This window comes from Rhodopseudomonas sp. B29 (genome assembly GCF_000333455.1).
In the GTDB taxonomy this organism is placed as follows: domain Bacteria; phylum Pseudomonadota; class Alphaproteobacteria; order Rhizobiales; family Xanthobacteraceae; genus Rhodopseudomonas.
Genome location: NZ_BADD01000677.1, coordinates 1 through 12,279 on the forward strand (window position 1 = coordinate 1; position 12,279 = coordinate 12,279).

General features: G+C 64.2%; 5 protein-coding genes and 1 pseudogene. All 6 read right to left on the reverse strand.

Annotated elements, in window-relative coordinates; genetic code table 11:
• Nucleotides 1-899, reverse strand: an 899-nt coding sequence (locus I5M_RS24420) for an alpha-amylase family glycosyl hydrolase (protein ID WP_031337450.1), incomplete at its 3' end; no start/stop codon positions are given.
• A 330-nt stretch (nucleotides 900-1,229) separates the two neighbouring features.
• Nucleotides 1,230-2,980: pseudogene (gene treZ, locus I5M_RS30570) on the reverse strand (malto-oligosyltrehalose trehalohydrolase).
• Entirely contained in the window at nucleotides 2,977-5,055 is a 2,079-nt protein-coding gene (gene glgX, locus I5M_RS24430; RefSeq protein ID WP_022723789.1) for a glycogen debranching protein GlgX, read from the reverse strand. The pseudogene treZ and the gene glgX overlap by 4 nt, the downstream one beginning before the upstream one ends.
• 109 nt (nucleotides 5,056-5,164) lie before the next feature.
• Entirely contained in the window at nucleotides 5,165-7,315 is a 2,151-nt protein-coding gene (gene glgB / locus I5M_RS24435; protein WP_022723790.1) for a 1,4-alpha-glucan branching protein GlgB, read from the reverse strand.
• On the reverse strand, nucleotides 7,312-10,614 hold the full coding sequence (gene treS / locus I5M_RS24440) for a maltose alpha-D-glucosyltransferase (RefSeq protein ID WP_022723791.1): 3,303 nt from the start codon (nucleotides 10,612-10,614) through the stop codon (nucleotides 7,312-7,314). The genes glgB and treS overlap by 4 nt, the downstream gene beginning before the upstream one ends.
• Before the next feature lie 9 nt (nucleotides 10,615-10,623).
• Nucleotides 10,624-12,279, reverse strand: a 1,656-nt coding sequence (locus I5M_RS24445) for an alpha-1,4-glucan--maltose-1-phosphate maltosyltransferase (protein ID WP_022723792.1), incomplete at its 5' end; no start/stop codon positions are given.

The window sequence follows — 12,279 nt, forward strand, 5'->3', positions numbered from 1 at the left end:
GTGCCGGCATTCTCGACGCGCAGGCCGGCCAGCGAGTTGACGTCGAAGAAGCGGCGATAATTGATCTCGCTCGACGCCAGGCGGAAGTGGCCGAGCTTGTAGTGCTGGCGCTCGAGCAGATTGTGCAACGTCTGGACCTGCGCGGGCCGGCCTTCGCCGGCCTTGTAGGCTTCGAGGCCCGTGGCGATGATCGCCGCCGCGCCGTCGATCGCCTTGAGGCCGGCCTTGAATTCGGGCGCTTCCTTGTAGTTCGGCCGCCGCGGTCCGGTATAGCGGGCTGCAAGATCGAGGATTGCCTTGCCGGCCGGCTCGTCGCCGGCGCCGGCCTCGCGCACGAGGATGCGCAAGATCTCGCTGTAGCGCTCTGGCGCGATCGGCAGGCGGTGCTCGTAGTACCAGGCCGAGAAACTGCCTTCGTATTCGTCGTAGCGCAGCTCGATCTCGCCGCCTTCCAGCGCCTTGCCATAGGAGGTGCCGAGGATCGGCAGCAGCACGCCGCCGCGGCTGCGATGCGGCAGCATCTCCCAGTCGATGTCGAAAGACTCGGCGTGCGGCGAAGCCGGGCCCCATTCCAGCACGTCGAGCCACCATGGATTGTCGGCGTAGTGCACGCCGACATGGTTGGGCACGAAATCGAGGATCAGGCCGATGTCGGCGTCTTTCAGCGCTGCGTCGAGCCGCGCGAACGCTTTTTCGCCGCCGAGCTCGGGATTGATCTGGGTGTGGTCGATGATGTCGTAGCCGTGGGTCGAGCCCTTGCGCGCTTTCATGAAGGGCGACGCATAGAGATGCGAAATGCCGAGCCGCTTCAGATACGGCACGATCGCAGCGGCTTTGTCGAAGCCGAAATCAGCAGTGAGTTGAACCCGGTAGGTTGCAGTCGGAAGGGCAGGGGGCATGACGTCTCGATGAAAAAGGCCTCAGCCGCCGGCCGGCGAGGCCACGACAAGCAATCGCCGCAATGCGGAATGGTTCCATTTTCAGAGGACGCTGAGTCGCCGAGACAACGAAGCGCTCCTTCTCCCCGCGCGCGGGGAGAAGGGTGGGATGAGGGGGCGTTTCCGCGCGGCCGAGCACATGCTCGTTGCCGAATCGTGGCCGAATACCAAGATAGGCGGCAGATGCTCAGATGCGCGGAGGCGCCCCCTCACCCGATATGGCTTCGCTAGGCGAAGCCATATCGACCTCTCCCCGCGCGCGGGGAGAGGTTAGGCCGCAGTGTTCGTTCGTCAGGCGGCTGCCCGGCTCCAGATCACCGACCACGGGGGAAGTGTATCAGTCGGGCCACCGCCCCACAGCTTCGCCCCAGCCGGCGCCGCAGCTTTGATCGGATTGTCCGATAAGTTCGCCACGAGATGCAGCTTCCCATCGCCAGCTTCCAATGCGCCGCGAGTAAGCACTGCTCATCCACTTTGGCATCACCGAAGCGGGTGTCCTTGAGATGCGGCACGAGCTCACGCTTGCGCGTGTCGAGCAGGCGCTTGACCAGCGCGAGGCGTTTGGCGCCGATGCCTGTCGGCTCGCTCCAGTCGACCTTGGCCGAGGTGAAGCTGTCTTCGCTGAGCGGGTCAGGGACATCATCGCCGTATTTGGCGTAGGCTCCCTCGAACTCCTTGCGACGGCCCTTGCGGATCGCGTCGGCCAACTCGCCATGGAAGTCGCAGAAGAACGGGAACGGCGCCTGCGAACCCCATTCCTCGCCCTGAAACAGCATCGGCACATTGGGTGCCAGCAGCAGGATCTGCAGCGCGGCTTCGATCGCTTCGGGCTTGGCCAGCGCTTCGAGCCGGTCGCCGAGCGCGCGGTTGCCGATCTGGTCGTGGTTCTGCAGGAAGTTGATGAAAGCCAGCGGCGGCAGATCGCCGCTCGGCTCGCCGCGTGGCGTGCCGCCGCGATGCGGCGACGGCTCGCCCTGATAGGCAAAGCCGGAGCCGAGCGCGCGCGCCAGATGATCGAACGCCGAATCGGCATAGTCCGAGTAGTAACCCTGGCTCTCGCCGGTCAGCGCGCTGTGCCAGGCGTGGTGATAGTCATCGTTCCACTGCGCGCGATATTTGCCGCGTGCGGGATCGGTGACGGGATCGAGCAGGCTGGCGATGTTGTCGTCGTTCTCGAGCACCAGATGGATGTGCCGTCCGGTGTCGGCGGCAAGCTTGCCGGCCTCGCGGGATAATTCGTGCAGCATCGGCACGCTGCCCTGGTCGGGGATGGCGTGAACGGCGTCGAGCCGCAGCCCGTCAAACCGGTAGTCACGCAGCCAGGCCAAAGCGTTGCCGATGGCGTAGGTGCGGACTTCATCGATATTGTAGTTGATACCGTTGCCCCAAGGCGTGTGGGTTTCGGAGAAGAATGTGGGCGCGTAGCTCGACAGATAGTTTCCCTCGGGGCCGAAGTGATTGTAGACGACGTCGAGAAACACCATCAGGCCGCGCAGATGCGCTTCGTCGATCAGCGCCTGGAGATCGTCTGGCCGGCCATAGACGCTGTCGGGCGCATACCACAGCACGCCGTCATAACCCCAGTTGCGCCGGCCCGGGAAGTCCGCCAGCGGCATCAATTCCAGCGCCGTGATGCCGGTTTCGACCAGATGGTCCAGCTTGCCGATCATGGCGCGGTAGCTGCCTTCCGGCGTGAAAGTGCCGACATGGGTTTCGAGCAGCACGGTCTCGGTCCATGGCCGACCGCGCCAGTCCTTGGCGCGCCACTCGTAAGCGCCGTGATCGATCAGTTCGCTAGGGCCGGCGATGTCCTCGGGCTGGAAGCGCGAGCCGGGGTCGGGAACTTCGAGATCGCCATTGATGCGGAAGCGATAGCGCGCACCGGCTTTCACGCCTGCAGCTTCGAACGTGTACCAACCGCGGGAATCGCGCTGCATCGGCTCTGCGCGACCGTCGAGCATCAGCTCGACCCGCTCGGCGCCCGGCGCCCAGAGCCGGAATTCCGCGCCGTTCGCGGTTAGTTTTGGTCCGAAACCCGTCATGCAGAACTCCCCGAGAAGGCCAGCACCGACCGCGGCGGCGCCGCGCTCTCGCTACCGGGCGACAGTGGCGCCACTTGTACGGTGTCGCGCGTGGTGTCGAACAGCTGATGCCAGGTGGCGTAGTCGCTGATCTGCGGCAGATGAAAGTCGATGGTTTCCATGCCGGAATTCAGCACGATGAAGATCGCGTTGCCGCCCGGCTCGGACGGGCTGAGCACGTACGCCAGAAAGCGGCCATCGGGATAAGCCCAATCCGTCACGGTCATCTCGGCGGCCGACGGCGTCAGCCACAGCACGCCGTAGCTGCCGTCGGCGCGGCGGCCGTCGACCCAGCGCTTCGAGCGAAGCTGCGGAAAGTTACGGCGGATCTCGGTCATCAGTCCGACGAACTCGACCATGTCGTCGTCGCGATTGAGGCCGCTCCAATCGACCCAGCCGATCTCGTTGTCCTGGCAATAGGCATTGTTGTTGCCGGCCTGTGAGTTGCCGGCTTCGTCGCCGGCGAGCAGCAGCGGCACGCCCTGAGCCAGAAACAGGCAGGCGAGCTGGTTCTTGCGGAGCTGCCGGCGCAGCGCGAGGATCGCCGCATCGTCGGTCGGGCCTTCGACGCCGCAATTGACGCTGTGATTGTCGTTGGAGCCGTCGCGGTTGTCCTCGCCATTGGCGAGGTTGTGCTTACCGGCGTAGCTGTAGAGATCGGACAGCGTGAAGCCGTCGTGCACGGTGACGTGGTTAATGCTGGCGCGCGGCATGCGGCTGTCGTGATTGAAGATGTCGGACGAACCGGTCATCCGCCGCGACACTTCGCCGATCAGGCTGCCTTCGCCGGCCCAGTAGCGCCGCATGGCGCTGCGATAGCGGTCGTTCCACTCCGACCATTGCGACGGAAACGCGCCGACCTGATAGCCGCCCATGCCGAGATCCCACGGCTCGGCGACGAGCTTGACCGACGCCAGCACCGGGTCCTGGCGGATCGCCGTGAAGAAACCGGCGTTGCGCTGAAAGCCGTTCGGCCCGCGCGCCAGCGTGGTCGCGAGGTCGAAGCGGAAACCATCGACGTGGCAGACCTCGACCCAGTAGCGCAGACTGTCCATCACCATCTGCAGCACCCGCGGATGGGTGAGGTTGACGGACGAGCCGCAGCCGGTGAAGTCGTCGTAGTAGCGCGGCGCATCGGGCTTCAGCCAGTAGTACGAGGCGTTGTCGATGCCGCGAAACGACAGCGTCGGCCCGAGGTGATTGCCTTCCGCGGTGTGATTGTAGACGACGTCGAGGATCACTTCGATGCCAGCGTCGTGCAGCCGCGCGACCGTTGTGCGGAAGGCGTCGAGCGCGTCCTTGTCGCCGGCGTAGCGCGGTTCCGGCGCGAAGAACGAGATCGTGTTGTAGCCCCAGTAGTTCACCAGCTTCTTCTCGACCAGCACGCGGTCATCGATAAAGCCGTGAATGGGGAGAAGTTCGATCGTGGTGACGCCGAGCCGCTTGAAATGATCGATCATGCTCGGGCAGCCGAGGCCCCCGAAGGTGCCGCGCAAACCCGGCGGCACATCTTCACGCATCTGCGTCAGGCCTTTGACGTGCGCCTCGTAGATGATGGTGTCTTCCCACGGCACGTTGGGCCGCGTCTCGCGGCGGCCACCGCCGGCGGTCTCGTCCACCACCACGCCCTTCGGTACGCCACGGGCGTTGTCGCGGCGGTCGAACGACAGGTCTTCGCGCGGCGAGCCGGTGCGATAGGCGAAGTGCGCGTCGCTCCACACCAGCCGTCCGGCGAGCCGCTTGGCGTAGGGGTCAAGCAACAGCTTGTGGGCGTTGAAGCGATGACCACGTTCGGGATCGTACGGACCGTGCACCCGGTAGCCGTAGAGCTGGCCGGGCGAGACGTCGCCGAGATAGCCGTGCCAGACGTCCTCGGTCTTTTCCGGCAACTCGATGCGCTCGAGCTCGCGCCGGCCCTGGCTGTCGAACAGGCAGAGCTCGACCTTGTGGGCGTTGGCGGAAAACAGCGCGAAATTGGTACCGCGTCCGTCCCAGGTGGCGCCGAGACGGGCGGCAGTTCCGGCGGTGAGGCGCATCGCTATAAGTCCCGATTTCCGAAGTTCACACGAACGGCTTTGTTAGCGAACTTCATCTTCAAAGGACACCGGCATGTGACACGAAGTCGGCGCGCCTGTTCAGAACTCGTCAGTCCTCCGGCGTCAGGAAGATCGCCGCCAGCGGCGGCAGCGTCAGGCTGAGTTCAGGCACCAGGCCTTCGAGCGTGTGCACCTCGCCGCCATTGCCGACATTGCTGCCGCCGTAGAGGCCCGCGTCGGAGTTGAACACCTCGCGCCAGCGGCCGGGGAAAGGCACGCGGATGCGGTAATCCTGGTAAACGTTCGGTGAGAAGTTGGTGATCACCAGGCAGCGTGCTTTGGTGTCGTTGCCCTTGCGCATCCAGGCGAACACGTTGCGGCCGGAATCCTCGGTCACGACCCATTCGAAGCCGAACGGGTCGCAGTCGAGCTGATGCAGTGCCGGCAGAGAGCGATACAGATGGTTGAGGTCGCGGATCAGCGCCTGGATGCCGGCATATTTGGGATGTTCGAGCAGGTGCCAATCGAGCGAGCGGTCGTGGCTCCATTCACGCTCCTGGGCGAACTCGCAGCCCATGAACATCAGCTTCTTGCCGGGGTGGGCGAACATGAACGAGTAGTACGCCCGCAAGTTCGCGAAGCGCTGCCACTCGTCGCCCGGCATGCGGCCGAGGATCGAGCGCTTGCCGTGCACGACTTCGTCGTGTGACAGCGGCAGAATGAAGTTCTCCGAAAACGCGTAGTGCAGGCCGAACAGGATCTGGCCGTGGTGATATTTGCGGTGGATGGGATCCTTGCTGATGTAGTTCAGCGTGTCGTGCATCCAGCCCATGTTCCACTTGTAGCCGAAGCCGAGCCCGCCGAACTCGACCGGCCGCGACACCTGCGGCCAGGCGGTGGATTCCTCTGCCGCGGTGGTGGCCTGCGGGAAGCGGCCGAACACCTGGGCGTTGAAGCGGCGCAGGAAGTCGATCGCCTCGATGTTTTCGCGGCCGCCGAATTTGTTGGGAATCCAGCCGCCGGCCGGGCGTGAGTAGTCGAGGTACAGCATCGAGGCGACGGCATCGACGCGCAGCCCGTCGATGCCGTAACGCTCCAGCCAGAACAGTGCGTTGGCGGTGAGGAAGTTGACGACTTCGGTGCGGCCGTAATTGTAGATCAGCGTGCCCCAGTCGAGGTGCCGGCCCTGCATCGGGTTGGCGTGCTCGTAGAGGGCTGTGCCGTCGAAATTGCCGAGGCCGTGCGGATCGTCGGGGAAATGCCCCGGCACCCAGTCGAGGATGACGCCGATGCCGGCGGCGTGGCAGGCGTCGACCAGCGCGATGAAGTCTTCGGGCGTGCCGAAGCGCGAGGTCGGAGCGTAGAGGCCGGTCGGCTGATAGCCCCACGAGCCGTCGAACGGATGCTCGCTGACCGGGAGGAATTCGACATGGGTGAAGCCCATGTCGCGCACGTAAGCGGGCAATTGCTCGGCGAGCTCACGATAAGTCAGCCACTCTTCACCGTCCTTGCGGCGCCAGGAGCCGAGATGCACCTCGTAGATCGACATCGGCGCCGACAGCGCGTTGATGTTCTCGGGCGCCGGCCGCGGCTGCGGCAGCTTGGTTGCGTCCACAACGATCGAAGCAGTGCTGGGACGCAGCTCGGCGGCGAAGGCCAGCGGGTCCGACTTCAGCGGCAGCCGCTCGCCGTGCGGGCCAGCGATGTCGAACTTGTAGTGATCGCCGGCGCGCGCGCCGGGCACGAACAGCTCCCAATAGCCGTTGCCGCGCACCCGCATCTGATGGCGGCGCGGATTCCAGAAATTGAAATCACCGACGACGCTGACGCGGCGTGCATTCGGCGCCAGCACGACGAAGCCGACACCCTGGACGCCGTCCATCTCCATTGGATGGGCACCCAGCTTGTCGTAGAGCCGCTGATCGCTGCCTTCGCCAAGCAGATAGAGATCGAAATCGGTGAGGATCGGCGGAAAGCGGTAAGTATCTTCGAGCTCGACCGTGTTGTCGCCATAGCGGGCACGCAGACGATACTTCTGCGAGCCGTTGGGGAGTGCGCCTTCGAACAAGCCGCCGTCGTGCACCCGCTCGAGCGGCGCCGTCTCGCCATGTTCGCCGACCGCCTCGACCGACACAGCATCCGGCAACAACGCGCGAACGATCGTACCGTCGCTCTCCGAATGCGGGCCGAGATAGCGGAACGGGTCGGCGTGACGGCCTTCGAGCACAGCCCAGGCTTCGTCGGTCATATGCACAGTCATACAGTCTCCTCGGCATCCCGAGACAGGATACGCAGAATTCCGGCCAGCGGCACTCGCAGCCAATCAGGACGATGAGCGAGTTCATACTCGATTTCGTACAATGCCTTCTCGATCAGGAAGAAATCGAGAATGCGCTGAGCGGCGTCGCCATCGGCCGGCCACACCGGACTGTCGCCCATGGTATCTCGATACGCACCGAGGAAGGCGTCGGTAGCAAGTTGCCGCCAAGCTTCCAGCGCTGCTGCGAGCTTACCGGACTCGTCCGGCACGTTCTTCGAAGCGCGATCGAGCGCCGCCGTGGTCGAATAATCGATCGAGCGGACCAGGCCAGCGACGTCGCGCGCCGCCGGTGCCTTGGCGCGGCGCTCCGCCATCGTGCGGCGCGGTTCGCCTTCGAAGTCGATGATGTAGATATCGTCCTTGACGATCAGCATCTGGCCGAGATGAAAGTCGCCATGATGGCGGATGTTGAGACCGCCGTCACCCCCGCCGAACAGGCTGCTAATTCGTGCAAGCAGTGCGTCGCGCTGCTCCAGGAATGCGTCGACCATAGCGCGCTCGCTGTCCCTCAACGAGCCACGGCGGCGCTGCAACTCATCGAGAACGCGTTCGGCATTTGCCGTCAGCGTCTTGGTAGCCGTTGCAGCGTCGTCGCTGCTAATCGGCTCGGGCGCGAAGTCGGCGACATCGGGGTGGCCGGCCAGGGCGAGATGCATCTGCGCGACGCGGCGGCCGGTCTGCACCATATAGCGCATGTACGGCGCGATCTCTTCGCTTTCCTGGCTGCCTTCGTCTCCGGTCAAGAGCCGCTGATCGTCGACATAGCGATCGAGATAGCTCGACGTCACTGTCCAGCCGTCGCCCTGGTTCAGCACGAATTGGTGTGCAACCGCGATGGCGCTGATGTCGTCGCCCTCGATGAGTTCGACGCTGCCATACAGCGCCGGCGTGTTGGCGAAACCGGCGACCTCGGTGAGGAAGCGGCCCATCTCGATCTCGGGATTGATCCCTGTCTGCAGCCGCCGATACATCTTGACGACGTATTCCTCGTCGACCAGTGCGGTGGAGTTCGACTGCTCGGTCTCGACCGCGCGAATGTTCTGGTGCGGCTCGTCCGGCTTCTCGCCGAGCTTCGCCGTGGGGCGGAATTGCAGGCGGTTATCATCGCCCTCGACCGTGACATTGTCGCGAAGGTTCGTGATCAACAGCGCGATGAATTCGGGATCGGTCGCGACGTCGAGCAGCGTGCCCTCGCGCGGGCCCTGGCGCACGGCGGCGAAGGCGCGCGGGTTGTAGCGCTCACGGTCGAACCGCGTCCACGCGATCTGCATCGGCAGCACGTAGCGCGACACGCTGCCGTGCAGCGTCGCCTCGAAGAACGCGACCCACGGCCGGTTATCGCCGTCGTTGGCGAATGGAATCGCCGACGTCAGCCGCGGCTGGATGGCGCGCGGATTGCGTTCCGGGAACCAGCGCGTTCGTGACAGGAAGGCGGGCAGCACGTCGCGCTCGAACACCCCGCGGGTGCGCGCGAGCGTCATCCAGGTCGATCCGAGCGGCACCACCAGAGTTTCGAACTCAGGCACGGCCGGCACCGTGGCCACGTGCTTGGCCATATCCGGCGTCTCCAGCCTGAACCAATAGAAGCCGTACGGCGCCAGCGTGATCATGTACGGCAGCTCGCCGATCGGCGGGAAGCGCGTGCGCCCCAGCATTTCCATCGGCACGCGCTCTTTCCACGGCGACAGATCGAGTTCGGTCGGCTGTGCCGAGCGCGACAGATTGGCGACGCATAGGATCACCTCGTCTTCGTACTGCCGCACATAGGCGAGCACCGCCCTGTTGGTCGGCCGGATGAATGTCATCGTGCCGCGGCCGAAGGCGAGGGTGGATTTACGAACCGATATCAGCCGCTTGGTCGCGCTGAGCAGCGACGACAGGCTGCGCGACTGGGCTTCGACATTGACCGAAGCATAGCCGTAGACCGGGTCCATGATCGGCGGCGCATACAGTCGCGCCGGATCGGCGCGGGAGAAACCGCCGTTGCGGTCCGACGACCATTGCATCGGCGTGCGCACGCCGTTGCGATCGCCGAGATAGATGTTGTCGCCCATGCCGATCTCGTCGCCGTAATAGATGATCGGCGTGCCGGGGAACGACAGCAGCAGCGAGTTCATCAGCTCGATCTTGCGGCGGTCGTTGTCCATCAGCGGCGCGAGGCGGCGGCGGATGCCGACATTGATACGGGCACGGGGATCGGCCGCGTAGGTCCTCCACAGATAGTCGCGCTCGACGTCGGTGACCATTTCGAGCGTCAGCTCGTCGTGGTTGCGCAGGAACATCGCCCATTGGCAGTTCGCCGGAATTTCCGGCGTCTGGCGCATGATATCGGTGATCGGGAAGCGGTCTTCCTGCGCGATCGCCATGTAGATGCGTGGCATCAGCGGGAAGTGATAGGCCATGTGGCATTCGTCGCTGTCGCCGAAATAGGCCTGGACGTCTTCGGGCCACTGATTGGCTTCGGCGAGCAACACTTTGCCACGCGCGTAGGCGTCGAGCTCGGCGCGTAGCGTCTTGATGACGGCGTGGGTCTCCGGAAGATTCTCGTTATTGGTGCCGTCGCGCTCGCACAGATACGGAATGGCGTCGAGCCGGAAGCCGTCGACGCCGGTGTCGAGCCAGCGCTTCATCACCTTGACGACGGCGCTGACGACGCGCGGATTGTCGAAATTCAGGTCCGGCTGGTGCGAAAAGAAGCGGTGCCAGTAATATTGGCCGGCTTCCGGATCCCAGGTCCAGTTCGACTTCTCGGTGTCGGTGAAGATGATACGCGTGCCCTGATATTTCTGGTCACTGTCGCTCCAGACGTACCAATTGCGCGCGCTGGAATTCTTCGGGCTGCGGCGGGCGCGCTTGAACCAATTGTGCTGGTCCGAGGTGTGGTTGACGACCAGTTCGGTGATCACCCGCAGGCCGCGCCGCTTGGCTTCGTGGATGAAGCGGCGGAAGTCCTTCATGGTGCCGAAATCGGGATTGATCGAGCCGTAGTCGGCGATGTCGTAGCCGTCGTCACGTTGCGGCGAGGGATAGAACGGCAGCAGCCACAGCGTGGTGACGCCGAGCTCCTGCAGATAATCGAGCTTCTCTGTCAGGCCGGCAAAGTCGCCGATGCCGTCATTGTTGCTGTCGGCGAAAGCCTTGACGTGTAACTGGTAGACGATCGCGTCCTTGTACCAGAGCTCGTCCGCAGCCGTGGTGTCGGTCTGTGTCGTCTGTTCGATTGCAGTCATCACATTCATTGCCGCGCCTCAAGCCAGGCAGCGGAACAGCAGGGCAGGGTCGCGGTTCGGGTCGATCCGCACATTGAGGCCGCTCCAGTCGAGTCCATGGCGCTCGCCGGTGAGCAGATTCTCGACGGCCACCACCTGTCGCAGCACGCCGCCGACTTCGATTTGGACGTCGTTGAGCGGCAGCCAGAATTCATGAGGATCACCCGTTAGCGCCACCGCGACCGCCACCACATTGGTGCGGTCTACAGAGGTCTTGACGTAGCCGGTTACGTTGGGATCGTTGATCGGCAGGAAATGCAGATTGGCGAACTGCTGCAGCGCCGGATTGGTGCGGCGGATTTGGTTGATGTCGCGGATGTAGGGCTTGATGTTGCCCGGCTTGTCCCAGTCGCGGACCTTGATTTCGTACTTCTCGGAATCGAGATACTCTTCCTTGCCGGGAATGGGCTCGTGCTCGAGCAGCTCGTAGCCGTTGTAGATGCCGTAGGTCGATGACAGCGTCGCGGCCAGCACGAGCCGCGACTTGAACATCCACGGCTCACCACCCTGCAGATGGAATGGCAAGATGTCGGGCGTGTTGGCGAAGAAGTTCGGACGATAGAACTCGCGCTCCGGATAGCCGGTGAGTTCGGTCAGATACTCTTCGATTTCCCACTTCTGCGTGCGCCAGGTGAAGTAGGTGTAGGACTGGCTGAAGCCAAGCTTGGCCAGCCCCTTCATCAGCTTCGGCCGGGTGAAGGCCTCCGCCAGGAACAGCACGTCCGGATGGCGCAGTTGCACCTCGCGGATCATCCACTCCCAAAACCGCAGCGGCTTGGTGTGCGGATTGTCGATGCGGAAGATCTTCACGCCGTGGCCGGCCCAGAACAGGATGACGTCGCGCAGCGCATTCCACAGCGAGCCGGCGTCGTCGCAGGCGAAGTCCGGGTTGACGATGTCTTCGTATTTCTTCGGCGGATTCTCGGCGTATTTCATCGAGCCGTCGGGCCGCCGCTTGAACCAGTCCGGGTGCTGCTTCAGCCAGGGATGATCCGGCGAGCACTGCACGGCGATGTCGAGCGCGACTTCGATGCCGACGATCTTGGCGGCATCCATGAACGCGTGGAAATCGTCCAACGTGCCGAGTTCGGGATGAATGGCGTCGTGGCCGCCGGCCTCACCGCCGATCGCGTAGGGGCTGCCGGGATCGCCGGGCTCGGCCTTCAGCGAATTGTTGCGTCCCTTGCGGTTGGTATGTCCGATCGGGTGGATCGGCGTGAAGTAGACGACGTCGAAGCCCATCGCGGCGACATCCGGCAGCCGCGCGATGCAGTCGCGGAAGGTGCCGTGCTTACCCGGTTCGGTGCCCTGGCTGCGCGGCACCATTTCATACCACGCACCGGTGCGGGCGCGCGGGCGGTCCACCATCAAGGGTAGCAGCGCCGAGCGGGTGACGTCGGGCCGCGGCTGGCTCTGGGCCATCGCGGCGTTCAGCTCGGGGGCGAGCAGGGGTTCGCTATCGCCCGTCTGGAGATAATTTTCGCAATATCGCTGGATCAGCGCAGTCGCGTCGCGGCCGCCGGCGTGCGCCTTGGTCAGCAGACCGGCGCCTTCCAGCGCATCCAGCGAGACGTCCTGTCCGGCCTTTTGCTTGAGCTCGAAGCCATGGCGCCAGGTCGCGAATTCGTCGGTCCA

What these genes read in the sequence shown, in the direction of transcription:
- treS (WP_022723791.1), bottom strand. Translation starts at nt 10,614, where the DNA reads ATGAATGTGATGACTGCAATCGAACAGACGACACAGACCGACACCACG.
- glgB (WP_022723790.1), bottom strand. Translation starts at nt 7,315, where the DNA reads ATGACTGTGCATATGACCGACGAAGCCTGGGCTGTGCTCGAAGGCCGT.
- glgX (WP_022723789.1), bottom strand. Translation starts at nt 5,055, where the DNA reads ATGCGCCTCACCGCCGGAACTGCCGCCCGTCTCGGCGCCACCTGGGAC.